The sequence below is a fragment of the Micromonospora sp. NPDC049101 genome (genome assembly GCF_040648675.1).
In the GTDB taxonomy this organism is placed as follows: Bacteria; Actinomycetota; Actinomycetes; order Mycobacteriales; family Micromonosporaceae; genus Micromonospora.
Genome location: NZ_JBEZED010000034.1, coordinates 60,476 through 84,421, shown reverse-complemented (window position 1 = coordinate 84,421; position 23,946 = coordinate 60,476). Strand labels below are relative to the sequence as shown.

The 23,946-nt window shown below is 70.7% G+C and carries 26 protein-coding genes and 1 pseudogene; 18 read left to right on the top strand and 9 right to left on the bottom strand.

All coding sequences use genetic code 11. From position 1 onward, the window contains the following. Positions 1-114: 114 nt before the first annotated feature. The gene (locus AB0B57_RS32495) at positions 115-1,149 is read right to left on the bottom strand and encodes a LacI family DNA-binding transcriptional regulator (RefSeq protein WP_357078669.1); all 1,035 of its coding nucleotides are present in this window, start codon (positions 1,147-1,149) and stop codon (positions 115-117) included. A gap of 184 nt (positions 1,150-1,333) precedes the next feature. On the opposite strand from AB0B57_RS32495, the gene AB0B57_RS32490 reads away from it, so the two are divergent. The 3 genes from AB0B57_RS32490 (at position 1,334) to AB0B57_RS32480 (ending at position 3,861) form a co-directional block, all read left to right on the top strand. Then, positions 1,334-2,302, top strand: a complete 969-nt coding sequence (locus AB0B57_RS32490; RefSeq protein ID WP_357078666.1) for an acetylxylan esterase — start codon at positions 1,334-1,336, stop codon at positions 2,300-2,302. Positions 2,303-2,425: 123 nt separating this feature from the next. Then, positions 2,426-3,286, top strand: a complete 861-nt coding sequence (locus AB0B57_RS32485) for a M15 family metallopeptidase (RefSeq protein WP_357078663.1) — start codon at positions 2,426-2,428, stop codon at positions 3,284-3,286. Positions 3,287-3,354: 68 nt separating this feature from the next. After that, the gene (locus tag AB0B57_RS32480) at positions 3,355-3,861 is read left to right on the top strand and encodes a DinB family protein (protein WP_357078660.1); all 507 of its coding nucleotides are present in this window, start codon (positions 3,355-3,357) and stop codon (positions 3,859-3,861) included. A 115-nt stretch (positions 3,862-3,976) separates the two neighbouring features. Here AB0B57_RS32480 and AB0B57_RS32475 read toward each other — a convergent pair whose 3' ends face one another. Further along, positions 3,977-5,164, bottom strand: coding sequence for a spore photoproduct lyase family protein (locus AB0B57_RS32475; RefSeq protein WP_357078655.1), 1,188 nt, complete (start codon positions 5,162-5,164; stop codon positions 3,977-3,979). 157 nt (positions 5,165-5,321) lie between these two features. Here AB0B57_RS32475 and AB0B57_RS32470 point away from each other — a divergent pair, with 157 nt between their 5' ends. Further along, entirely contained in the window at positions 5,322-6,629 is a 1,308-nt protein-coding gene (locus AB0B57_RS32470) for an RICIN domain-containing protein (protein WP_357078652.1), read from the top strand. Between the two features lie 66 nt (positions 6,630-6,695). Continuing rightward, the gene (locus tag AB0B57_RS32465) at positions 6,696-7,244 is read left to right on the top strand and encodes a hypothetical protein (protein ID WP_357078649.1); all 549 of its coding nucleotides are present in this window, start codon (positions 6,696-6,698) and stop codon (positions 7,242-7,244) included. On the opposite strand, the gene AB0B57_RS32460 is transcribed toward AB0B57_RS32465, so the two are convergent. Continuing rightward, positions 7,232-8,191: a YafY family protein gene (locus AB0B57_RS32460; protein WP_357078645.1), complete on the bottom strand. Its 960-nt coding sequence runs from the start codon at positions 8,189-8,191 to the stop codon at positions 7,232-7,234. The two genes, AB0B57_RS32465 and AB0B57_RS32460, sit on opposite strands and share 13 nt — an antisense overlap. A 36-nt stretch (positions 8,192-8,227) precedes the next feature. Continuing rightward, positions 8,228-9,619 (bottom strand): glycosyltransferase family 39 protein, encoded by a 1,392-nt coding sequence (locus AB0B57_RS32455; protein WP_357078642.1) that lies wholly within the window; start codon positions 9,617-9,619, stop codon positions 8,228-8,230. 579 nt (positions 9,620-10,198) lie between these two features. Between AB0B57_RS32455 and AB0B57_RS32450 the strand changes: the two genes are divergently transcribed. Then, positions 10,199-11,398, top strand: a complete 1,200-nt coding sequence (locus AB0B57_RS32450) for an RtcB family protein (RefSeq protein ID WP_357078639.1) — start codon at positions 10,199-10,201, stop codon at positions 11,396-11,398. Positions 11,399-11,439: 41 nt separating this feature from the next. On the opposite strand, the gene AB0B57_RS32445 is transcribed toward AB0B57_RS32450, so the two are convergent. The 5 genes from AB0B57_RS32445 to AB0B57_RS32425 all read right to left on the bottom strand — a co-directional run bounded on the left by AB0B57_RS32445 (position 11,440) and on the right by AB0B57_RS32425 (position 15,099). Next, the gene (locus AB0B57_RS32445) at positions 11,440-12,231 is read right to left on the bottom strand and encodes a maleylpyruvate isomerase family mycothiol-dependent enzyme (RefSeq protein ID WP_357078636.1); all 792 of its coding nucleotides are present in this window, start codon (positions 12,229-12,231) and stop codon (positions 11,440-11,442) included. A 108-nt stretch (positions 12,232-12,339) separates the two neighbouring features. Then, positions 12,340-13,833, bottom strand: a complete 1,494-nt coding sequence (locus tag AB0B57_RS32440; protein WP_357078632.1) for an MFS transporter — start codon at positions 13,831-13,833, stop codon at positions 12,340-12,342. Between the two features lie 33 nt (positions 13,834-13,866). Further along, on the bottom strand, positions 13,867-14,496 hold the full coding sequence (locus AB0B57_RS32435; protein WP_357078629.1) for a TetR/AcrR family transcriptional regulator: 630 nt from the start codon (positions 14,494-14,496) through the stop codon (positions 13,867-13,869). Between the two features lie 139 nt (positions 14,497-14,635). Then, on the bottom strand, positions 14,636-14,848 hold the full coding sequence (locus AB0B57_RS32430) for a hypothetical protein (RefSeq protein WP_357078626.1): 213 nt from the start codon (positions 14,846-14,848) through the stop codon (positions 14,636-14,638). A gap of 47 nt (positions 14,849-14,895) precedes the next feature. Next, a complete protein-coding gene (locus tag AB0B57_RS32425; RefSeq protein WP_357078623.1) occupies positions 14,896-15,099 on the bottom strand; it encodes a hypothetical protein in 204 nt (67 codons plus the stop codon). A 321-nt stretch (positions 15,100-15,420) separates the two neighbouring features. Here AB0B57_RS32425 and AB0B57_RS32420 point away from each other — a divergent pair, with 321 nt between their 5' ends. From AB0B57_RS32420 to AB0B57_RS32365, 12 genes and pseudogenes are all read left to right on the top strand, one after another. Beyond that, on the top strand, positions 15,421-16,299 hold the full coding sequence (locus tag AB0B57_RS32420) for a helix-turn-helix transcriptional regulator (protein WP_357078620.1): 879 nt from the start codon (positions 15,421-15,423) through the stop codon (positions 16,297-16,299). Beyond that, positions 16,292-16,489, top strand: a complete 198-nt coding sequence (locus tag AB0B57_RS32415; protein ID WP_357078617.1) for a DUF397 domain-containing protein — start codon at positions 16,292-16,294, stop codon at positions 16,487-16,489. The genes AB0B57_RS32420 and AB0B57_RS32415 overlap by 8 nt, the downstream gene beginning before the upstream one ends. Before the next feature lie 191 nt (positions 16,490-16,680). Beyond that, positions 16,681-17,016 (top strand): PadR family transcriptional regulator, encoded by a 336-nt coding sequence (locus AB0B57_RS32410; protein ID WP_357078614.1) that lies wholly within the window; start codon positions 16,681-16,683, stop codon positions 17,014-17,016. Then, a complete protein-coding gene (locus AB0B57_RS32405) occupies positions 17,013-17,954 on the top strand; it encodes a hypothetical protein (protein WP_357078612.1) in 942 nt (313 codons plus the stop codon). The genes AB0B57_RS32410 and AB0B57_RS32405 overlap by 4 nt, the downstream gene beginning before the upstream one ends. A gap of 371 nt (positions 17,955-18,325) precedes the next feature. Continuing rightward, a complete protein-coding gene (locus AB0B57_RS32400; protein ID WP_357078607.1) occupies positions 18,326-19,177 on the top strand; it encodes an NAD(P)-dependent oxidoreductase in 852 nt (283 codons plus the stop codon). A gap of 362 nt (positions 19,178-19,539) precedes the next feature. Then, positions 19,540-19,866, top strand: coding sequence for an L-rhamnose mutarotase (locus AB0B57_RS32395; RefSeq protein WP_357078604.1), 327 nt, complete (start codon positions 19,540-19,542; stop codon positions 19,864-19,866). Positions 19,867-20,060: 194 nt separating this feature from the next. Then, a complete protein-coding gene (locus AB0B57_RS32390; RefSeq protein WP_357078601.1) occupies positions 20,061-20,450 on the top strand; it encodes a hypothetical protein in 390 nt (129 codons plus the stop codon). A 119-nt stretch (positions 20,451-20,569) separates the two neighbouring features. Further along, positions 20,570-20,983, top strand: coding sequence for a DUF6069 family protein (locus AB0B57_RS32385; RefSeq protein ID WP_357078598.1), 414 nt, complete (start codon positions 20,570-20,572; stop codon positions 20,981-20,983). A 40-nt stretch (positions 20,984-21,023) separates the two neighbouring features. Beyond that, entirely contained in the window at positions 21,024-21,377 is a 354-nt protein-coding gene (locus AB0B57_RS32380; protein ID WP_357078595.1) for a YciI family protein, read from the top strand. 20 nt (positions 21,378-21,397) lie between these two features. Beyond that, positions 21,398-22,597 carry an RNA polymerase sigma factor gene (locus tag AB0B57_RS32375; protein WP_357078592.1) on the top strand — a complete coding sequence of 400 codons (1,200 nt, stop codon included), beginning with the start codon at positions 21,398-21,400 and terminating at the stop codon, positions 22,595-22,597. Further along, positions 22,594-23,172, top strand: a complete 579-nt coding sequence (locus tag AB0B57_RS32370) for a dihydrofolate reductase family protein (protein ID WP_357078589.1) — start codon at positions 22,594-22,596, stop codon at positions 23,170-23,172. The genes AB0B57_RS32375 and AB0B57_RS32370 overlap by 4 nt, the downstream gene beginning before the upstream one ends. A 172-nt stretch (positions 23,173-23,344) precedes the next feature. After that, a pseudogene (locus AB0B57_RS32365) lies at positions 23,345-23,878 on the top strand (snapalysin family zinc-dependent metalloprotease); the annotation flags it as partial. Between the last annotated feature and the right edge of the window lie 68 nt (positions 23,879-23,946).

The following is a 23,946-nucleotide window of genomic DNA, read 5'->3' as shown; positions in this document are numbered from 1 at the left end:
GGCGCGGTGGGCGACTCCCGGTCGCTCACCGCTCCGGCGTGCTCACCCCGGCACCCGAAATTTTCGGGATCGGACCGGAACTGGTCCACCCGGTCTCCGACCCGGTTCCGACCGTCACGACGGGCCGGACGACCCGGACGGTGGGGCGGTGCTGTCGCGGACGACCAGCTCGGTGGCGAGTTCCACCCGCGGCGAGTCGATGCCCTCACCCTGGGCCAGCCGCAGCACGGTCCGTGCCGCCAACCGTCCCATCTCGACCAACGGTTGGCGCACAGTGGTCAGTGGTGGCGAGGCCCAGCGGGCTTCCGGCAGGTCGTCGAAGCCGATGACGCTCACGTCGTCGGGCACCCGCAACCCTCGGCGCCGGATGGCCTCGTAGACCCCGAAGGCCATCTGGTCACTCGCGGCGAAGATGCCGGTCGGCGGATCGGCGAGGTCGAGCAGCGCGGTCCCGCCGGCGAACCCGGAGGAGTGGTAGAAGTCGCCGGGGTAGATCAGCGCGTCGTCCACCGGCACCCCGGCGCTCTCCAGCCCGGCCCGGTAACCGTCGAGCCGCGCCCGGCTGCACAGCAGGTGCGTCGGACCCGCCACCAGGCCGATGCGCCGGTGCCCGATCGCGAGTAGGTGCTCGGTCGCGGCCATCCCGCCGGCCCAGTTGGTGGCACCGATCGTCGGCACGTCCATGGCCGGGACGCCGGCCGGGTCGACGACCACCACCGGCACGTTGAGGCGGCGCAGTTGCGCGTGCAGCGGTGGGCTCAGGTGCGAGGTCACGAAGATGACGCCGTCGGTGGCCCGGGTGCGCAGGTTCTGCAGCCACTGCCGGGCGGCGGTGGGCTGTCGGTGGATCGCGGAGACCACCGTGCCGACGCCCGCGCCGTGCCCGACATCCTCCACGCCCCGGATGATTTCCACGGCCCAGGGGCTGTCCAGGTCGTTGAAGACCAGGTCGACGAGGCCGGCGCGACGGACGCTGCGGCTGGTGCGACGCCGGTAGCCGTGGTGGCGCAGCAACTCCTCGACTCGCTCCCGGGTGCCCGGGGCGACATCGGAGCGACCGTTGAGCACCCGCGACACGGTTGGCACCGACACCCCGGCCTCCCGTGCGATCGCGGTGATGGTCACCCTGCGTCCGTCGTCCGCGCTCACCCGCGTCTCCTTCACCGAGCCGGAAGAACGACCACAAGCCGTCGTCAACCGAGGATCCCGGAACGGTGTGCCCGTTCCACGCGTCATCTTGCCTCACCGACGGGGGTTGACGACATGCCAGGTCGGTTCTAGCGTTCGGCAAAGTTGCGGAAGCTTTCCGGAAGTTCGGCGGACCGAGGGCAGCATGTACACCGATCTACCTGAGGAACAGCTGCGCGACTACCGGGGCGTCGTCCGGGAGCCGGCGGACTTCGACGATTTTTGGGCCGACACCCTGGCGGACGCCCGGGACGCCGGCTGGCCGGTCCGGGTCGAGCCGGTCGCGACCGAGTTGACCAGCATCGACGTCCTCGACGTGACCTTCGCGGGGTTCGCCGGCCAGACCGTGCGAGCCTGGCTGCGGGTGCCGCACGGCGCTGACGCGGCACTGCCCACGGTGGTCCAGTTCGCCGGCTACGGCGGCGGGCGCGGGCACCCGCTGGAGAACCTGCTCTGGGCGGCGGCCGGGTTCGCGCACCTCCAGATGGACACCCGGGGGCAGGGCTCGGGATGGAGCCGAGGCGACACCCCGGATCTCGGCGTGGCCGGCCCGGAGGCACCCGGCGTCACCACCCGGGGCATCACCGACCCGAAGACCTACTACTACCGGCGGCTGATCACCGACGCGGTCCGGGCGGTGGACGCCGTCCGGACCCTGCCGCTCGTCGACCCGACCCGGGTGGCGGTGCTCGGGCACAGCCAGGGCGGCGGGTTGGCACTCGCCGCCGGTGCGCTGGCACCCGGGGTGCGGGCGGTGGTCGCGCACGTGCCGTTCCTCTGCGACATTCCGCGCGCGGTGGTGACCACCGCCGTCCGCCCCTACCGGGAGATCCGCGACTACCTGGCGATCCACCGCGGCGCCGAGGAGCGGGTGCTGACCACCCTCGCGTACGTCGACGGGGTCAACTTCGCCCGGCGCTGCCGCCGTCCGGCGAAGTACTCGGTGGCGTTGATGGACGACATCGTGCCGCCGTCGACGGTGTACGCGGCGGTCAACGCGCACGCCGGGCCGACCGAGTTGGCCGTGTGGCGGTACAACGGCCACGAGGCCGGCGGGATCGACGACGACGAGTCGGCGCTGGTCTTCCTCCGCGACCACCTGACCGAGGGCTGAGCCGGCACGGCGTGCCGGGCGGGGCTGAGCCGGCACCGGGTGCCGGGCAGGGCTGAGCCAGCACGGCGGGCCGGGCCGGCCGATCCGGCACCCCGTGCCGGGTGGGGCTGATAGACAGGACTCGTGCGCCATCGCATCGCCGTCGTGCTCGCGTTCGCCGCGCTGCTCGGTGGTTGTTCGCGACCGGAGCCCCGCCCCGCGCCGGCCACGCCGTCGTCGACGCCGGCCAGCCCCACGCCGAGCCCCGCCCCCAGGCCCACCCCCACCGCGTCTGCCGCCGCCGCGCTCCGGCTGCCGGGCTTCGTGGTGCTGACCGACCTGGACCCGCGCATCCACGCCGACATCCGCTACGCCACGGCGCACAACTTCGTCGGCCGCCCGATCACCGGCTACGCCGAGCCGCTGTGCCTGCTCACCCGGCAGGCCGCCGAGTCGCTGCGCCGGGTGCAGGACGCCGCGCTGGCCGGTGGGCACAGCCTCAAGGTGTACGACTGCTACCGCCCGCAGCCGGCGGTGGACGACTTCGTCGCCTGGTCGAAGCACCCCGGTGAGCAGCAGACCAAGGCCGAGTTCTACCCGGACCTGGCCAAGAACCGGCTCTTCGCCGACGGTTACATCGGGGCACCCACCGCACACAGCCGGGGCAGCACCATGGACCTGACGCTCGTCGACGAGCCCGCCGCCGGCCAGCCCGCGTACCGGGCCGGGCAGCCGCTTGTCGCCTGCACCGCACCCCGGGGGCAACGCTTCGCCGACAACAGCATCGACATGGGTACGGGCTTCGACTGCTTCGACTCCCGGGCGCACACCGCCGACCCCCGCGTCAGCGGGGCGGCGCGGAACAACCGGCGGTTGTTGCAGCGGCTGATGACCGACGCCGGGTTCGTCAACTACGACCGGGAGTGGTGGCACTACAGCCTGCGCGACGAGCCGTACCCGGACACGTTCTTCGCCGCGCCGGTCGCCCGCTCGTCGGTCGGCTGACCGCCCGGCCCGGCGGCACCGGCGCCGCTGCCGCTGCCGCTGCCGCTGCCTACGGCATGATCGCTGTCATGAGCACCGAACGGATCGGCCCCCCGGTCACCGGCGAGGAGCGGGAGACGCTGCGCGCCTTCCTCGACTTCCATCGGGCGACCCTGGCCCTCAAATGCGAGGGTCTGTCCGACGAGCAGCTACGTCGGCAGTCCATGCCGCCTTCCACGCTGAGCCTGCTCGGCCTGGTACGACACATGGCGGAGGTGGAACGCGCCTGGTTCCGGCGGGTCATCGACGGCGAGGATATTCCGTTGGTCTGGTCGGAGACCGGCGACTTCCAGCAGGCGTACGACGCCAGCTCGGCCACCCGCTCGGAAGCGTTCGCCGCCTGGGAGCGTGAGGTCGAGCAGGCCCGCCGAATCGAGCGCGCTGCCCCGTCGCTCGACGTGACCGGCCACAACGTCCGCTCCGGCGAGACCGTGTCGCTGCGGCTGGTGATGCTGCACCTGATCCACGAGTACGCCCGGCACAACGGGCACGCCGACTTCCTCCGCGAGGGCATCGACGGCACCGTTGGCGTCTAGGTTCTGTCTCGCGGATCATGAATCTCGCTCGTTAGACCTGTTGTGGCACGTGGCGATCTGACGAATCACGAGTGGGCTGTGCTGGCGCCGTTGCTGCCGGCGCAGCCTGTTCGTGTCAGGTCCAGTAGAGGATCCGGCAGGCCGGCACCCGGGTCGCCAGCTCGGCGGTGAACCAGGCGCGCAGCTCGGCCATCGTGTCGCGCGGGTAGACGTACTTCACCGCGCCGAACCTGCCGTGCTTGCGGCTGCGCGACTCCTCGTCCATCTCCAGCCGGGTGCGCGGGTACCAGCCGAGCAGCACCTCCTTGCTGCCCGGCGTGAACCGGTGGGTGATCAGCTCGGCGGTCAGGTCCAGCTCCGGCACCCCGTCGACCGCCGCGCGGACCTGGTCGAGCAACTCGCCGTAGCGGTCCCGCCAGTCGGGCAGCGCGATGATCGGGGCGATGGTCAGCCCGACCGGGTAGCCGTCGAGGGCGAGCCGGCGCAGTGCGGCCAGCCGCTCCGGCACCCGGGCGGTGCCGCCCTCGAAGCGTTCGCTGACCGGGGCGCAGTTGACGCTGAAGCGGACCCGGGTGCGGCCGGCGTGCGGCAGCCCGACGAAGGTGTCCACGTCGGCGTACTTGGTGGTCCAGCGCAACTGCACGGGCGCGTCCCAGTCGGCGAAGTGCTGCACCGCCCGCCGCCAACTGCCGGTCAGGTGCTCCAGCGCGAGGGGGTCGGTGTAGCAGGACGCCTCGAAGGTGGTGCCCTCGTCGGCGCGCCGCGCGTTGCGGCTGGTCACCGTGCCGCGCCCGGCGTACGTGGCCAGCCCGGCCAGGATGTCGTCGAGGTCCGCGTACACCCGGGTCACCGGTGGGCCGGACAGCGATCCGGCGAGATAGCAGTACTGGCAGTGCGCCGGGCAGCCCTCGGCGAGGTCGACCCGCCAGTCGGCGCTGGGCGCGATGGGTTGCAGGGTGCGCCGCGAGGGTGGGCTGACCACGATCGCCATGGTGGCCTTGGCCCGCGCGTACGTCTCCCGGTCGGTCTGTCCGCGTACCCCGGTGAGCCGGTTGGCGCGCAGGTGTTCCACCTCGATGCCCTGTGCCCGCACCCGCTCGACGATCCGCTGACCGTGCGGGTGGTCCAGGGCGGCCGGGGTGGCCACCACCCGACGCGGGGTCCAGCGGCGGGCCGGCCGAGCCGCGGGTGCGAGCCCGGCGAGGTCACGGGTCGGCACCCACTCGCCGCTGGCGTCGTGCGGCGCGGCGGGCACGTCGACGGCGAGTGGCTGGTCGACGTCGACGGCATCCGGGCTGGTCATCCGGCCGGGGTACCCGCTGTCGCGGGAATCCCACCCGATCGGCCGACCCGCGATTGACGCCACCGGTGACACCGCATAACCTTTCGTCTATCTGTAAACCTTGTGAACAGATCCAGGTCGACGCGGCGGCGCGCGTCCCCACCGAAGGGACGATCAGGTGATCGCAGAACTCTCCTCCCGTACCAGACGAATCCTGTCGTTGTTCGTCGCCCTCGTCGTCGCGGTGAGCGCCGGCCTCGCGGTCAACGCCTCGCGGAGTGCGCAGGCCGCGCCGACCTTCAAGGTCCTGGCCTTCTACAACGGCACCTGGGACGCCGCGCACATCGACTTCGTCAAGGACGCCCGGGCCTGGTTCCCGCAGGCCGCCGCCCAGTACGGCTTCTCCTGGGAGGCCACCAACAACTGGAGCCTGCTGAACTCCGCCAACCTGGCCCAGTACAAAGTCGTCATGTTCCTCGACGACGCCCCGCCGACCGCCCAGCGGGCCGCGTTCCAGCAGTACATGCAGAACGGCGGGGCGTGGCTGGGCTTCCACGTCAGCGCCTGGACCGACAACCCGTCGAGCTGGAGCTGGTACTACAACACCTTCCTCGGCACCGGTTCGTTCCAGACGAACACCTGGGGGCCGACCCGGGTCACCATGCGCGCCGACAACCGCACCCACCCGGCCACCCGGAACCTGCCCGCGACGTTCCCCTCGTCGATCAGCGAGTGGTACTCCTGGAGCAACGACCTGCGGCAGAACCCCAACATCGACATCCTCGCCTCGGTCGACGCGTCCAGCTTCCCGGTCGGCACCGACCCCAACCAGTCCTGGTACGGCGGGTACTACCCGCTGGTGTGGAGCAACCGGCAGTACAAGATGCTCTACGCCAACTTCGGGCACAACGCCATGAACTACAGCACCAACACCGGGCTGTCGTCGACGTTCGACAGCGCGCAGCAGAACCAGCTGCTGATCGACGGGCTGCACTGGCTCGCCGGTGCCGGCACCGTCCCCCCGACCACGCCCCCGCCGACCGACGGCATCTCGCCGACGGCCTGGCACACCGTGGTCAACCGGGGCAACGGCAAGTGCGTGGACGCGCGGGCCGCCGCCAGCGCGAACGGCACCGCCATCCAGCAGTACGCGTGCAACAGCAGCGCCGCGCAGCAGTACCAGTTCGTGCCGACCAGCGGCGGCTACCTGCGGGTCAACAACCGCACCAACGCCGCCCAGGTGCTCGACGTGACCGACCGGTCGACGGCCGACTCGGCGCCGATCCAGCTCTGGTCCTACAGCGGCGGCAACAACCAGCAGTGGCGAGCCGAGTCCGAGGGCGGCGGCTACTACCGCCTGGTCAACCGGCTCAGCGGCAAATGCCTCGACGTGCCCGGGGCGTCCACGGCGGACAGCGTCCAGCTCATCCAGTACGCCTGCAACGGCACCGCGGCGCAGTCGTTCCGGCTGGTGCCGCAGTCCTGACCGGGGGGAGCGCACTCCCTCGCCGGAGGGAGGTGCCGCGCACGCTCGGTTCCTAGCGTGAGCGGCATGACGACAAGTGATCGGCTTACCGGGGCGTGGCGCGCGGCCCACGCCCCGGTCGCGGGAGTGCCCCGCTGGGCGCGAAACGCCGCGTACCTCATCCCGTTCACCGTGCTGCCGTCGGGCCTCTGGCGGCTTCCGGTCGCGTTCCGCGACGGCATCGGGTTCGACGGACGGGTGTACGTCGTCTGCCTCTCGATCGTGGCGGAGCTGATCGCGTTCACCGCCGTCGGGCTCGTCGCCGCCTGGGGAGAGCGGTTCCCGCGCTGGATTCCGTGGCTGGCTGGCCGCCGGGTGCCGACGCCGGCCGCCCTCATACCCGCGACGCTCGGCGCGACATTCCTGACCGTCCTGTGGACCACAGCCTTCGCCCGGATACCCGCCGGGGTCACCATGAGAGGCACGCCGCTCCCGGCGGACTTCCCCACCCAGGGCGGCGCGTGGGAGGCCGCGATCTTCTATGCCTGCTATCTCCCGCTGCTGCTGTGGGGACCACTGCTCGCGGCGGTCGCCTACGCCTATCACCGGCGACGGCAGGGCAGCTACGACACCTGAGCGGCCCGACCGAACCGGGCGGCGACGGCACGCACGACGGCGTGCAGCTCCGGCGGGTCGAGCACGTCGAAGTCGACCTCCAGGGTGCTGATGAACGCGGCCAGGTTGGTCAGCGACTCCCCACCGGTGTGCAGCAGGCAGGTCCGCTCGTCGATCGCCTCCAGCAGGCCCGCCGTGGTGGGGATCCGCTGCGCCATCTGGTCCGCCGACGCGTGCAGGCGTACCCGTGCCGGGTGCGGCCAGGCGGCGGAGCCGACGCCGCGCAGCACGTGCGCGACCGCGTCGCCACCTGGCGGCTCCCGGGGTGCGAAGCGCGGACCGGTCGGCACCCGGGGCTGGATCCGGTCGGCGCGGAAGGTCCGCCAGTCGGCCCGGTCGGTGTCCCAGCCCAGCAGGTACCAGCGCCGCCCGGTGTAGACCAGCCGGTACGGCTCGACGTCGCGCACGGTGGCCGTGCCGTCGTGCCCGGCGTAGTCGAAGCGCAGGCGTTCCGCCCGGTGCACCGCCGTCGAGATGGCGGTGAGCGTGCCGGCGTCCACGGTCGGGCCGCCGCCCGCGGCCGAGACCGTCGCCGCCCGCAGGGCGTCCACCCGGTGCCGCAGCCGCGACGGCAACGACTGTTCCAGCTTCGCCAGCGCGCGCAGCGACGTCTCCTCGATGCCGGTCACCGAACCGCCGGCTGCCGCCCGCAGCCCGACGGCCACCGCCACGGCCTCGTCGTCGTCGAGCAGCAGCGGCGGCAGGGCCGATCCGGCGCCGAGCCGGTAACCCCCGGCGACCCCGGGGTGGGACTCGATCTGGTAGCCCAGCACCCGCAGCCGCTCCACGTCGGTGCGTACGGTGCGGGTGGTGACCGCCAGCCGGTCGGCCAGCTCCGCGCCGGACCACTCCCGGCGCACCTGTAGGAGGGTCAGCAGCCGCAGCAGGCGCACCGAGGTCTCCACCATGCCCGCGAGTCTGCCCTACCGTCGCGGAGCCGGCCCTCAGGTCGTGCGCTCCAGGAGGGTGATGCTGAGCAGCGGGTACCGCCAGCGCTGTGCCTCCCGGTAGCCGCCGCTGATCCGTTCCCGCTTGCCGACCACCATGTCGCGCAACGGGTCGGCCGAGGGATCGGCCCCGACGACCCAGATGCGCGGTGGTGTGCCGAGGCAGCTGGCGTCCGGGCACTCGGTTGCCAGGAACCTGCCGTCGCTGCGTTGCGGGGCGACGCGCAGCACGTCCGGGGGGCGTGGGGCGGGCAGGTAGCGCTCGTAGATGTCGCGTGGTGACCAGGGGATGCTCGGGTGGCTGTCCGGAAACACCACGACGTCGCCGGGTTGGTAGCGGGGACCGATGACCGCCGCGATGCGGTACGAGTCCTGGCTGTGGCCGGCGTGGGAGCGCACGGCGACGTGTGCGGGGAAGGCCAGGACGACGGCCAGGCCGACCGCGACGACTGCCGACGACCGCCCGACCTGGGCCAGGGCGGACGCCGCGAGGACGGCAAGCGCCGGCAGCACGACCAGCACGTAGCGGGCCACCCAGACGTGCAGGTGGGTGCCGGCGAGCAACAGCAGCGCCATCGGGACGAACGCCGCGCCGGCCAGGCAGACGGACGCCGGGGCGCGGCGCACGCCGAGAACCGCGAGGACGAGGACGAGCCCGCCGACGGCCGCGGAGTGGAAGAGCCGTTCCGGGAACGCCTGGAGGGCACTCAGGTTGACAAGCGCGATCCAGGACACCTGGGCCGCCTGCCCCCAGCCCCAGACGGACAGCGCGAGCGCCGGCAGCACTCCCACACCGGCCGCCGTCACCCACCGCCGCACGGTCCGCCAGCCCTGGGCGCGTCGGGGGAGCTGCCACCAGCCGACCGCGACGGCGTGACCCGCGAGCATCAGCAGGCCATTGAGCGGATGCAGCAGCCCGACGAGACCGACGGCGGCGGCGTACCCGACCAGGCGCCGGCGCGTGGGCTCCTCCAGCAGGCTGATCAGGAACCACACGGCGACAGCGGCACCGAGGATCACCAGGGCGTAGGAGCGGGCCTCCTGCGCGTACCGGGAGGTCACCGGCAGGATCGCGAAGAGCAGCCCCGCCAGCAGGCCCGTCCCGGTGCCGCCGAGCCGACGCCCGAGCGCGGTCACCACCACCGTGGCGACGGTGACGGCGGCGACCGAGGGCAGCCGCAACGCGGCAGTGGACGTGCCGGCCACTGCGGTGTACGCCTTCATCAGGGCGTAGTAGGGCGTCAGGACCGCGTCCACCGAACCGGCGAGTTGCCACAGCTGTGACCAGCTCAACCGGACCGCGCCCCAGGTGGCCAACTCGTCGGCCCAGAGCGCCGGACCGGTCAGCCGCCACCGGCCCAGCACCAGCGCCACCAGCGCGGGGGCCACCCAGCTCACCACCGTCCAGCCAGACCCCGTGCCGTACGCCTTCCGATCCGTGTCCGTGCCCGTCAGGTCCGCTGCGGTGTCGATCGTGCCGACGCGGTGCGGTGGCCAGGTGGTGGTGATGGTGGTTCTCCCGGAACAGGGGCGGACAGTGCCCGCGCGAAGCTAGCCGCGCCAGGTGAGCACGCCACGGCGCGCAGTCGGACAGCCGGTGAACAGTGTGCCGGCGGCCGGGAGCGGCGATATCCATTGCGGACGCCCCGCCGCCCTCCTAGTCTCGTCGGTGCAAGGTCGAGAAGAGCACACCCGGAGGGAGTACGCCGTGCCGCGACGCATCCGCACCGATGCCGCCTGGCGCCTGCTTCCTGCCGGCGCGTCTGTGCTCGGCACTGCCACATCCTGTGCCGATGGCGCGTTGCGGGGCAACGAGCCGGGGTGGCGCGACTGACGCCGACGCTGACGCGTCCGCCGGCCGCCCCTCCCACCGGGATCGGGCGGCTGTTTCGTATCCGCGCCCGCCGCCGGACCCGGCCGGACAAAACTTGATCATTATCGGTCACCGCACGACAGAAGGAGACCACGATGGGATTCACCCCCCTCGCCGGTGCCCGGGCACCGGTCCGGGTCTGGACCGACCCGTACGCCATCGAGCCGCAGGCCGCCCGGCAACTGCGCAACATCGGCGCGCTGCCCTGGGTGCAGGGCGTCGCCGTCATGCCCGACGTGCACTTCGGCAAGGGCGCCACGGTCGGCTCGGTCATCGCCATGCGGCAGGCCGTCTCGCCGGCCGCGGTCGGCGTCGACATCGGTTGTGGAATGTCGGCGGTGCGCACCTCGCTGACCGCCGCCGACCTGCCGGACGACCTGGCCGGGCTGCGGTCCGCGATCGAGGCCACCATCCCGGTCGGCTTCGCCCAGCGGCAGGACTCGGTCGACACGCGTCGGATCCGTGGCCTGGAGCAGGCCGGCTGGGACGACTTCTGGGGCCGCTTCGCGGGCCTGGACCGGCGGGTGGCGCAGCTGGAGACCCGGGCGCGGCGGCAGCTCGGCACCCTCGGCGGGGGCAACCACTTCATCGAGGTCTGCCTGGAGCAGGGCGGTGCCGACGAGGGCCGGGTGTGGCTGATGCTGCACTCCGGGTCCCGCAACATCGGCAAGGAGTTGGCCGAGCGGCACATCGGGGTGGCCCGGGGGCTGCCGCACAACGCCGACCTGCCCGACCGGGACCTGGCGGTGTTCCTCGCCGGTACGCCGGAGATGGACGCGTACCGGCGGGACCTGTGGTGGGCGCAGGAGTACGCGCGGCGCAACCGGGCCGTCATGCTGGCCCTGCTCTGCGGGGTGGTGCGCGAGCACTTCCCGCAGGTCGGCTACGACGAGCCGATCTCGTGCCACCACAACTACGTGTCGGAGGAGAGCTACGACGGGGTGGACGTGCTTGTCACCCGCAAGGGCGCGATCCGGGCCGGCCGGGGCGACCTGGGCATCATCCCCGGCTCGATGGGCACCGGTTCGTACATCGTGCGGGGCCGGGGTAACCCGGACGCGTACTGCTCGGCCTCGCACGGGGCCGGGCGGCGGATGTCGCGGGCGCAGGCCAAGCGGACGTTCAGCACGGCGGACCTGGCCACGCAGACCGCCGGGGTGGAGTGCCGCAAGGACGCCGGGGTGGTCGACGAGATCCCCGGCGCGTACAAGGACATCACCGAGGTGATGGCCCAGCAGGACGACCTGGTCGAGGTGGTGGCGCACCTCAAGCAGGTGGTCTGCGTGAAGGGCTGACGTGCCGCGCGGGCCGGGCCGACCGGCCCGCGCGGCGACGCTCAGAAGCCGACGAAGACCCGGCGCAGGTCGTCCAGGGTGAGCGGGCCGGTCACCCGCACGCCCTCCGGGGTGTACGCGGAGCCGAGCCGGCCGACCGCCAACCGCAGCCACGCCTCGGCGGGTGCGGTCAACTCACCGTCGGCCTGCGAAGGCGCGTCGACAACCTCGACCTTCTCGCCCAGCCGCAGCCCGAACGCCCGCTCCGGTGCGTGCAGGCGAACCAGCAGGGTGGCCTCCCGCCCGGCCAGCTCCTGCGGCCGGCTGGTCCAGCCCAGCATGCCGGCGACCTGGTCGAGCAGCAGCGACACCGCATCCGGCGTCACCGCCGCGAACGGGTTGAACGCCACCTCGGCGTCCCACTGGTGCAGCGCGAACTCGCTGAGCCGGAACCGGGCCGCGGTGGCCACGTCGACCGGTTCCGGCAGGAAGCCGAGGTCGATCCGCATCGACGCCCGGGTCTCGGCGTCCAGTGCCTCGTACGCCTCGACCAACCGTTCGTTGGCGGCCAGGAACCCGGCGGCGTGCTCGGCCGGGGACATCGCGTCCCAGCGCGCCCAGACGCCACGGTTGAAGTCGCCGTCCGGGCCGGGCGCGCCGGTGCGGGCGGCGTCCAGCGTCGCCAGGTTGATCTCGGCGCCGCTGCCCAGGTGGCTCAGCACCTGGGACACCTGCCACTCGCTGGCCCCCGACGGGCGGAGCAGGTCGTCGTCCTTGAGGTCGCGGACGAGCGCGGCGAGCTCCTCGTGGCCCGCGCGCAGAGCGGTGATGATCTGGTCAGCAGGGGTTGACATGGATCTCCTCAAACGGATTTTCGACGATGGTCGGGACGGTACCGGACACGACCGCCGGCCGGCCCACCCCACGCTCGGGGCGTCCGACCGGCGGCCACGTCGGTCAGCTCAGCCCATGTGCACGGTGCTGCCGGTCGGGATGTCCTCCTTGCGCACCTTCACCAGGAACAGGGTCGCCAGGCCGGCGAGGATGATCAGCACCGCACCCCACGCGAACGCCACGCGGTAGCCGTGCACCAGGCCGGCGACCTGGTTGACCGGGTTCGGCGCCCGGTCGACCAGGTAGGCGGCGACCGCGCTGGTGTAGAAGGTGTTCAACAGCGCGGTGCCCAACGAACCACCGACCTGCTGGGTGGCGTTGAGCGTCGCGCTGGCCGCGCCGGCGTCGTGCTCCGGCACCCCGACCAGGGCGAGACTGGACAGCGGCACGAAGGTGAAGCCCAGCCCCAGGCCCAGGATCACCTGGGCGGGCAGCAGGTGGGTGAGGAACGAGGTGTCCACGTCGATCTGGGTCAGCACCAGCATGCCCAGGGCGGCGAGCACGGCACCGGCGACCATCAGCGGCTTGGCACCCAGTCGCGGCATCAGCTGGCTGGCGCCACCCGCGGCGATCAGCACACCGGCGGTGACCGGCAGCGACGCCAGACCCGCCTCCAGCGGCTTGTACTGCAACACCACCTGGAAGTAGAAGGTCAGGAAGAGGAACGCCCCGAACAGGCCGGCGCCGATCAGCGTGGAGGTGAGGAACGCCCCGCCCCGGTTGCGGTCCAGGACGATTCGCAGCGGCAGCAGCGGGTGGCTGGAGCGCAGCTCGATCACCACGAAGACGGCGAGCAGCAGCACGCCCGCGGCGATGAAACCGAGCGTCGCGGCGGCGTCCCAGCCGTCCTCGGCGGCCTTGGTGAAGCCGTACACCAGGGAGACCAGGCCGGCGGTCACCACGACCGCGCCGGGTACGTCGTAGTGGGTGTTGCCGTGCGCCCGGCTCTCCGGCACCAGCGGGATCGCGAACGCGATGGCGATGGCGGCGACCGGGATGTTGACGAGCAGGCACCAGCGCCAGTCGGCGTACTCGGTGAGCACCCCGCCCAGCAGCAGACCGACGGCCGACCCGCCGCCGGCGATCGCGCCGTACACCGCGAACGCCTTGGCCCGCTCGGTGGCCTCGGTGAACAGCACGGTGAGCAGCGCCAACGCGGCCGGGGCGAGCAGCGCGCCGAACGCGCCCTGCAACGCGCGGGCGGCGAAGAGCATGCCGCCGGTGGTGGCCAGGCCACCCAGGGCGGAGGCGAGCGCGAAACCGGTCATGCCGACCAGGAAGGTGCGCTTGCGGCCCCAGTAGTCGGCGATCCGACCGCCGAGCAGCAGCAGCCCGCCGAAGGCCAGCGTGTAGGCGGTGATCACCCACTGCCGGTTCGCGTCGGTGATGCCCAGGTCGTCCTGGGCCTGCGGCAGTGCGATGTTCACGATGGTGGCGTCCAGGACGACCATCAGCTGCGAGACCGCGATGACCGCCAGCGCGATCCAGCGCCGCGGGTGCGGCGTGCTTGTCGACGCTCCGGCGCCGGGTGCGCCAGGTGCGGTCGAGGTGGTTCCGGGCATGGTGAAGCCTTCCGTGTTGCGGATGTCGATGAGTCAGGCTTGAAGCGGGCGGTCGGGCTGGTAGCGGAGGACCGGGATGAGCACCTGGTCGACGACCTGGGTGAGGAACGTGTCGTCGGCGGGCAGGCCGTGCGCGACGATGCGGGACAGGGTGAGCGCCGGCGCGAGATCGTGGAACAGCTCCCGTTCGCCGGCCTCGGGCGGGATCTCCCCGCGCGCGGCGGCACGGACCAGGATGGCGGTGCTGGCCACCCGGCCGGCCGGCAGCACCTGGTGGCGCACCAGGCGTTCCAACTCGGGGTTGGTCCGCATGGCGAAGGTCAACGCCTGCATCAGGTCGCAGTCGGCCACGCAGATCGCGGCCGTGGCGCGCAGCAACTCGATCAGGTCGCCGCGCAGGGTGCCGGTGTCGGGCGGGTTGTGCACACCCACGTGCCGGTCGCGCAGGGCGGCCACCACCAACTCGGCCTTGCCGTCCCAGCGCCGGTAGATGGTGGCCTTGCTGACGTGGGCACGGGCGGCGACGGCGTCGATGGTCATCCGGTCGAAGCCGACCTCGCGCAGCAGGTCGATGACCACGGCGAACAGGTCGCTCTCGGTGCAGCGGGGCACCCGGGCCGCCGGGACCCCGGCACCCGCTCCCACCTGCTGACCACCCAGCATGCCCGCACCCCCCGCGAAACGATGTCGTACTGACCCTAGTTCGCGGTTGTGTGATCGTGCAGGTTTTCGTGAGTTGCGTCGCACCGCATCCAGGAAACGATTGCGTTTCCAGCCGGCGTCCGTCGGATGAATCAAGTGGTCAGAGTCGGGACGGCCGCGGCGGCTTCCGCCTGGTGGCAGGCGGCCTCGGTGGTGGGGGTGGCGCGTACTGGACGTGGTCGGGCCGAAGGAACAGGGAGCGCCGCGCGATGGCTTCTCCTCTGCTGTCGACCTGGTAGCAGTCGATCCAGCACCAGCCGTAGTAGGTGGGCCAGTCGAGCTTTCTGATCACCCGTACCGTAATCGGGATCATGAACTGAACGCTGACGGCGCGATCCAGCCGCAGTACGTCGCCCGCCTTCACGGCTGCCGGCTCTTTCGGTCGCGCCAGGCGTTGAGGCGGATGGCGGCCTGCCGCAGACGAGGGCACGAGCCGTCGGGCCGGCACTTGGAGCACACGTCGCGGTGGTGAAGGTCGATCACGTAACCGGCCATGATCACCAGGAACGGCGGCTCGGGCCTGATCTCCTCAAGCATCATGACGGTCGTCTCGCTGGTTGCCACGCTTGCGCGCTCGTCGCTTGCTCGTGGCCTCATCCGGCTTCGGTGATGTCGTGGGGGAGTCGCACGCCACGGGTTGGTAGGCGGAGCGCTCAACAACGTCTATCGGCACTTCTGGACGTTGGAACCACTTCCATCGGCGCACGTCTGCCTCCCGAGATCATCGTCGAACAGGCCATCTACCAGCCACAATCCATGTTTCGGGCGCTGTTCTGCAACGTCTCACATCGAAATTGACGCTCGGAGATTGACGCTGGGCCATCTGGCCGTGCACGCTGTTCCAAATGAGACACACAGGTGCACGGAGTGAGACTGGGAGGGTGGATGGGTGAAGCGGGTTCCTCCGTACCAAGGCGGCAACTCGGACGGTTGCTGCGGCAGGCCCGAGAGGAAGCAGGGATCAACCTGGAAGCCGCAGCCAACGACCTTGAATGGTCGCGAGCCAAGATGTACCGGCTGGAGAGTGGTCAGACGTCCCTACGGACACATGACGTGATGTTGATGTGCCAGCACTACGGCACGTCGGCTGAGCTGACAGAGGTGTTGGTCAGCCTCGCCAGGGAGAGCAAGTCTCGCGGCTGGTGGCATGCCTACGACGACGTGATCCCTGGCTGGTTTGAGCTGTACGTAGGGCTGGAAGCGTCAGCCACTCGGATACGCCACTACGAACCGACGCTTATCCCTGGCCTGTTGCAGACGCCCGAGTACATGGCGGCTGTCTTCCAGACCAAGCCCAACCGCAGCGCTCAGGAGGTGGCGCAGAAGGTCGCCCTGCGGATGGAGCGACAGAAGCTCCTGAGCAGGCGCAGCCCGGCGGCACCCGGCTTCCATGCGGTCATTGACGAGGCAGTAGTCCGCAGCCCCATCCGTGACATCGACGCGTGGCGTGCTCAGCTTGCCCACCTGGTGAACGCTGCGCAGGCTCCGAACATCTCCGTCAGAGTGTTGCCGCTGGCCACCGGGCCACACCGCGCGTCCGTTGCCGGAGCGTTCGTGCTGCTTGACTTTCCGGCGGTTGGTACGCGGCCGGCGGAGCCAAGCACGGTCTACTGCGAGTCGCTGACCGGCAGCCTCTACCTGGACCGGCGGAGTGAGGTTGAGACGTACTCTGAGGTCTGGCAGTCGCTCTTGGATCTTGCACTCAGCGAGCGCGCGTCAGAGGATCTGATCAGCACAGTGATTAAGGAGACTTACGATGAGTGACTTGACTGGTGCTCTCTGGCGTAAAAGCAGCCGTAGTGGCAACGAGGGAAACTGCGTCGAGGTGGCTGACAACCTTCCTGTCGTCGTCGGCGTGCGGGACAGCAAGGATGTGCAGGGGCCGGCCCTGACGTTCACTGTGGACGCCTGGCGAACGTTCGTTACTGGCGTTCGTGCTGATGCGTTGAGCTGAGCACGCCCCGGAGTGTCACCGCAGGCGTTCCTGCCAAGGATTCCAGGCATAGAAGGGAGCCTTCTTCGCGGAAGGCTCCCTCTTCCGTGTCTGGGTACGACCGCAGCCAGGCCAACTGGGGATGGATCCGCACTTGACCGATAGGTTGTTGATCTGCTTATGTAAGTGACATGCCTAAACGCTCCGTGCCGATGCGTGAACCCACCTACTTCATCCTCGCCGCGTTGCAGGACGAGCCGTTGCACGGCTACGCCATCGTCAAGCGCGTGCAGGACCTGTCCGACGGGCGGGTGCGGTTGACGACTGGCACGCTGTACGCCGCGTTGGACCGGCTCGCCGGCGAGGAGATGGTGCGACTTGCCGCGGAGACGGTGGTCAACGGCCGCGCCCGCCGCACCTACGAGCTGACCGGGCACGGGTTGTCCGCACTCCAGGAGGAGGCGGCACGGTTGGCCGCTGCGGCTCGGATCGTTCGAGACCGTTCCCTGCCGTCGACGGCTGCGACCGTGCGGACGGTGCCGGCATGACCGGGCTGGAGCGCCGCTACCGGTGGCTGCTGCGCGCCTACCCTCGGGCCTACCGGCAGTACCGCGCCGACGAGATGTTGGAAACGCTGCTGGGCGGGGGTGAGACGGACCGGAGGCACCTGAGCCTTCGGGAGTCCGCGGCACTCGTGGTGGCAGGTCTGCGGGTCCGTACCGGCGTGGACCGGCTCGGCTCCCGAGCCGCACTGCTGCACTCCGCGCTGCGACTGACCGCGCTGTCCCTGCTCGTGGGCGGCATCGCCCTCGCGGCCAAGCCCGTCGTGGTGCAGTTGTTGCTGCCCGCGCTCCCTTTCGACCTCCCGGTTTTCGCGGGCAGCCTGGCCACACCCGGACTGTTGCTCCTCGCGTTGGCCGCCGCGGCATGGGCTCGCTACCGCCTCGCGTTCGCCCTGGCCATCGGCGCGCTCGGTGCGAAAATGTGGTATTCCGGGTGGTACGCGGATCCGGAGATGGGGGGCGAGGCACACCCATTGGGGCTCCAGGCCGTTCTCCACCTGGCCATGCAGCTTCCGACGTGGGCCTGCCTGTTGGCCGTGCTGACGATGGTGCCGCTGCTTCGAGCGCGCCAACCACGGGGCACGCGACAGTGGGCCTGGCTTGTCGGCGCGGCGATCAGCGTGACGGTCCTGACGCCCAATCCACTCAACGGCTGGGAAGACCCGCTCACGCTGCCAGTCATCGCGGTCGGTGGGCTGGTGGCGGCCCTCGTGGGGGCGGCGTTGGATGTGCGGATGTCGATCGCGGCCAGCGTGCTCCTCCTGGTGCCGATCCTGGCGACGCTGCCCTACCAGCCAGCGGACTGGCAGCGCGAGTACTGGGAGTTGAGCCCTCGAACTGTGCTCCTGGGAGCCGTGGCCGGGATTTTCGCCATCAACGTCGCGGTCAGCAGGATGGCCGCCCGCCAGCAGGTCGCCCTCTAAGGCCTGTTTCACAAGAACTGGCCGGCCTGCGGCGGGCCCGGGCGACGACCGGCGGCGTTGCGGTTTCGTCCGGATACGACACCGGTATCCGGACGAAACCGCGCCTTGCCGGATCGCCGCCCGGACTCCGCCTCGGCTCGACCGCCCTTATGAAACAGGCCTTAGGCGGCGTGGTCGCTCCGCACGGACATCTCGCCCCGGCGGAGTAAATAGGCCGAGTTGCATCTGATACAACCATTCGACCTTCCGCTCTCAGCGCGGCGGCGCGGACATTCTGGCCGGGTTGCATGCTCGTTTAGGTCTGTCGCGCGGGCTGCGTCATCGGCGCGACAATGATCATCCTGTCGGTGTGTACCGCCAGAATGTAGGCCATGAGTTCACAACTGGGCACGGTCGTGGTCACGGGTGCAGCAGGTCGGATCGGATCGGCAGTCTGTCAACACCTGCGCGATGAGGTTCGCCAACTCGTGCTGGTCGATCGGGTTCCGGTGCAGCCACAGTCTCCGACAGAGCGGGCGATCCGACTGGATCTGGCAGACCTCGACGCCGTAGTCGCCGCTCTGGAGGCGGCGGACGCCGTGGTGCATCTGGCCGGGCTTCCGGATGAGGCACCCTTGGCCGACCTGCTGGACACCAACGTGCTGGGCACGTATCACGTGTTGGAGGCAGCCCGCCGACAGAAGGTAGGACGAGTTGTCGTGGCCAGTAGCAACCGTGTCACCGGCTTCTACCCGGTCGGGCAGGTTGTCGGACCAGACGCACCGGTTCGACCGGACGGGTTCTACGGGGTGAGCAAGGTCGCCATCGAAGCACTCGGGCGCATGTACGCCGACAAGTTCGGGCTGTCGGTGGTGTGCCTGCGAATCGGCAGTTTCGAGGAGGAGCCGACCGAGGCCCGGTATCTGGCAACCTGGTTGAGCCCGCGCGACGGCGTCGGCTTCATCCGTGCGGCTATCACCGCGCCGGATGTGCACTTTGTTACCGCCTACGCCGTTTCCGCCAATACACGCGCGTTCTGGGACACCGCCGCCGGAGCGCAGCTCGGCTATCTGCCGGTAGACGACGCGGAGAGTTATGCCGCTCGGGTGCCCGGCTCGGATACGCCGATCGACGCCGCAGCCTTTCAAGGCGGCACCTACACCAGCGCCGAGTATTCTCTGCGACATGTCGTAGCGCCCCCTGTCCCCTCCTCAGGACGAGCATCCACCCAACGGCGACTGTAGTTAATCCTTGCCGAGCGAGCTCGGCCGCGAGCCGCAGCCGCACTCGTAGATGTCGATAGCTACCGTGTGCTCGGTGGCGTACCCGGCTCTGCACTCGAAGCCGTACGCCGACACTGCTGGCCGGGACGCGGACGAATACGACCGGTCACGAATACGGGCGTTGCACCAATCGTTGATCTCGACGCGGGCTGCTGAGATCATCGGTCGCTCGGACCGGCACACCGCCTGGTCCGGCGGTCAGCGCGCATCGTCCACCACGGCCACCGGCCGGCGGACGGTGTGGGGTCGTTGACCGTGGCCTCCGGGCCAGCTCGAACCGACCAGCTCACACGAGGGGGCCCGACGTGCAACGTCATGGCTGCGTGATCCGACTCCGCCCGGAACAGCGGGAAACCTATCTGCGGTTACACGCCGACGTCTGGCCGAGCGTCGAGCAGACGCTGCGGGAGGCGAACTTCCGCAACTACACCATCTTTCTCCACGGCGACCTGCTCTTCGGCTACTACGAGTACGTCGGCGACGACTACGAGGCCGACCTGCGGCTGATCGCGGCGGACCCGCAGACGCAGGAGTGGTGGAAGCTGACCGACCCGTGTCAGGAATCGATCGCCGAGCCCGGCTCGGGGGACTGGTGGGCCCCGATGCGGGAGATCTGGCACCTGGCCGACGAGGCACCCGCCCAGGCCTGACCTCCGGGGTGGTCGACCGTGTCGATCATGGAGTTGTGGTGCCGGAAATGGCGATTAACTACCGCTTTGTCACCCAGCACAACTCCATGATCGACGCGGCGAGTGATGTGTGGGACCGCACTACGATGCCGGTGTCGAGATTGGATCCGAGTGGTCCTGTGACAACGGATCACCTGGGCATCGCGGGGGCGACGGTGACCGATCGTGGAAGCAGGGGCGGCGCGGACGGGCAGCAGCACGGGACGACACCGCGGCGCCGCACCAGCCTCGGGGTAGCTGTCACACTCGCGCTGTTGGCCGTCCCGCTACTGCCGATCATGTGCCTGTCGGGCATAACGCTGGCCACGGCCATGGCCCCGTCCGAGCCGTGCCGGCCCCCCTTCGTGCAGGACCCGTCGGAGTGCGGGCCCGAGCCGTGGGCGTCACTGCCGACCGCGCTACTGGCGGGCGGGTACGGCGTGGCGGCCGTCGTGCTGGCCCGCAGAGCCAGCCTGCCGTCCTGGGTGCGCATCGGTGCCCTGTGCGTGGCGCCGTTGGCCGCCGTTCCACTCCTCTGGGCGCTGTTCGTCTACCGCCCCTCCTGAGCGCGCTCGGCACAGCGGGGAAAAAATATTTGGCGTACCTGTCGATTGGGATCGGTTCAGTTCGTAGTCCTGGTGAGAGCCCGCCACCGCGGCGGGCCGCACACCCACCGGAGGGCACGATGACCAGCACAGCGACCACCACCCGCGCCACCACGTCGACCGTCGGCGCGCTGATCCGGACCGGTATCGCCGCCACGGTCGCCGCGAGCGCCGCCACCATGGCCATCGCTGCCGCCGGCCGAGCGGCGGGGATCAGCCTCGACGTGGCCGACGCGCCGATTCCGGTGTCGGGCTTCGGTGTGCTGACCGCCGCGTTCTCGCTGGTCGGGGTGATCCTCGCCGCGGTGCTGTCGCGCTTCGCCCGGCACCCGCGACGCGTGTTCGTTCGCACTACGGTCGTGCTGACGGTGCTGTCACTGGTGCCGGACGTCATCGTCGACGCGGGGGCGGCCACCAAGGCGCTGCTGATGCTCACTCACCTGGTCGCGGCCGCGATCGTTGTCCCTGCTGTCGCACGTCGCCTGGCCGCCTGACCGACCGCCCATTCCACCATCGAACCAGCGGAGGATCGTCATGAAGCAGTACCTGCTGTCCGTGCACGTCGTCGAGGGTGAGCCGGACCCGTCCGACGAGGAGATGCAGACCATGTTCCGGGAGACCGGCCGGATCAACGACGAGATGCAGGCCGCGGGCGCGTGGGTCTTCGGCGGAGGTCTCCGGTCGCCGGACAGTGCCACAGTCGTTCGGATCGAGAACGGCGCCACCACCATGAGCGATGGCCCGTTCGCCGAGACGAAGGAGCACATCGCCGGGTTCTGGGTCATCAAGTGCGCGGACCTGGACCAGGCGCTGGCCTGGGCCGAGCAGTGCGCGGCGGCCTGCGGCCCGATCGAGGTGCGCCCCTTCGACGACCTGTCCCAGGCCTGACCAGGAGCCGGTCACCCGACATGGACCTGGCGAGCATCTACCGCGCGGAGTACGGCCGCTGTGTCGCCACCCTGACCCGCCTCCTCGGTGACCTCAACCTCGCCGAGGAGGCGGTCCAGGACGCCTTCACCACCGCTGTGCAGAAGTGGCAGACCCCGCCGCCGAACCCGGGTGCCTGGATCGTGACCACCGCCCGCAACCGGGCGATCGACCGGCTCCGCCGGGAGTCGACCCGGGAGGCCCGGCACGCCCAGGCCCTGCTGCTGCACCAACAGGACCAACCCCGAGAGGTGGGACCGGTGAAAGACGACCAACTACGACTCATCTTCACCTGCTGCCACCCGGCGCTCGGCCCGGACGCGCGGACCGCCCTCACGCTTCGCCTGCTCGGTGGTCTCGACGTACCGGAGATCGCCCGGGCCTACCTGACTCAGGAGTCGACGATCGCGCAGCGGATCGTGCGCGCGAAGAAGAAGATCCGCGACGCGGGCATCCCCTACCGGGTACCCGCCGACCACGAGTTGCCGGACCGCCTGCCGTACGTGCTCACCGTGCTCTACCTGATGTTCAACGAGGGCTACGCGTCCACCGCCGGCCCGCTGATCAGAACGGACCTGTGCACCGAGGCGATCCGACTCGCCCGCGAGCTGGCCGCGCTGATGCCCGACGAGCCCGAGGTGCTGGGCCTGCTCGCCCTGCTGCTGCTGACCGAGGCACGCCGCTCCGCCCGGCTCGGCCCGACCGGGGAGTTGGTGTTGTTGGCCGACCAGGACCGGTCACTGTGGAACCGGGCACTCATCGTCGAGGGGCACGACCTGGTCCGGCGATGCCTGCGGCGCAACCGGCCCGGCCCGTACCAGATCCAGGCCGCGATCGGCGCGGTGCACACCGACGGCGCCGCCACCGACTGGGCGCAGGTCCTGGCGCTGTACGACCAGCTCCTCGCGCTCGCGCCGACCCCGGTCGTCGCGCTCAACCGCGCGGTCGCCGTCGCCGAGGTGCACGGACCGGCGGTGGCCCTCGCCGAGTTGGCGGGCCTCGACCTGCCGGGCTACCACCGGCTGCCCGCCACCCGAGCCGAGCTGCTGGTCCGGCTCGGACGCGACGACGAGGCCCGGGCCGCGTACGACCAGGCCATGGCGCTGACCAGCAACGAGACCGAGCACGCCCACCTGCGGACACGTCGTGCCGCACTCACCCACAGCAGGAGCGCATCATGACCGCCACCTACACCGTCGACGTCTTCGCCAGCCTCGATGGCTTCGGCACCACCAGCGGCAACTGGGGCGGCTACTGGGGCAAGCAGGGCCCCGAGCTGCTCGCGCACCGCCTCGCCACGTACGGCGCGGAGCAGCGCATGGTCTTCGGCGCCCGCACGTACCGGGCGTTCGCGCAGATGCTGGCCGCGAGCACCGAGGAGTCCGAGGTCCGCGACGCCTGGGTGACCCGGATGAGGGCCCTCCCGGCGACAGTGGTGTCGAACACGCTGGAAGGCCCCCTCGACTGGCCGGACGCGACTGTCGCGCGCGGCGACGCCGTCGACGTCGTCGCCCGGCTCAGGGAGGAGTCCGAGGTGCCCCTGCGCTCGCACGGCAGCCTGTCGATGAACCGTGCGCTGATGGCCGCCGGTCTGGTCGACTTCGTCCAGGTGACGGTCTTCCCGGTGATCACCGGAAAGACCGGTACCGAGCCGATCTTCCAGGGCGCGGCCGACTTCGACCTGGAGCTGATCGAGAGCCGGACCCTCGACGGCCGCACCCAGGAGCTCATCTACCGGCCCACCCTGCACGTCTGACCGATCCGCACAGCCATCCGGAGCCCTCGTCGGCCTACCGCATCGCCGCCGAGAGGACGCCGGTATGACGCTTCCGCTATGCCGAACATCGACAGTCACCGCCGTAGCATTGACACGCATCAATGATCGGCGGCTGGCCGACGGTCGCCGGACGACCGCAGGGGAGTGCGTGATGTTCCAACGACAAGTGCTACGGACGGCGCTGGCCATGCTGGTGGCGATCCTGGCGACAGCCGGGGTGCAGCTCACCACCGGTGCGCCGGCCGCCGCCGTACGCACCGTCTACTACGACGCGAGCCGGACCGGCGAGTTCCGCACCAACTTCGACCAGGCCGCGCAGATCTGGAACAGCCGGGTCAGCACCGTCCGGCTCCAGCCCGGCACCCCGGCCAGCATCACCATCTACGTCGACGACGGCTGGCCCCGCGCGCAGCCGACCGGCCTCGGCTCGGGCCGGATCTGGATGGGCCGCACGGCCGTCAACCAGGGCTACGACCGCAACCGGATCGCCGCCCACGAGCTGGGCCACATCCTGGGCCTGCCGGACCGGCGCACCGGGCTCTGCTCCGACCTGATGTCCGGCAGCAGCGCCCCGGTCTCCTGCCGCAACGCCAACCCCAGCTCGGCCGAGGCGAGCCGGGTGAACTCGCTGTTCGCCGGCACCCTGGCCGCACCGGCCAGCACGACGTACACCTGGGCCGGCGCCTAGGACATCGGGCCGACGGTGGACCTCCACCCAGGTCGGCGGTCTGCCCGTCGAACCATCCGGGACAC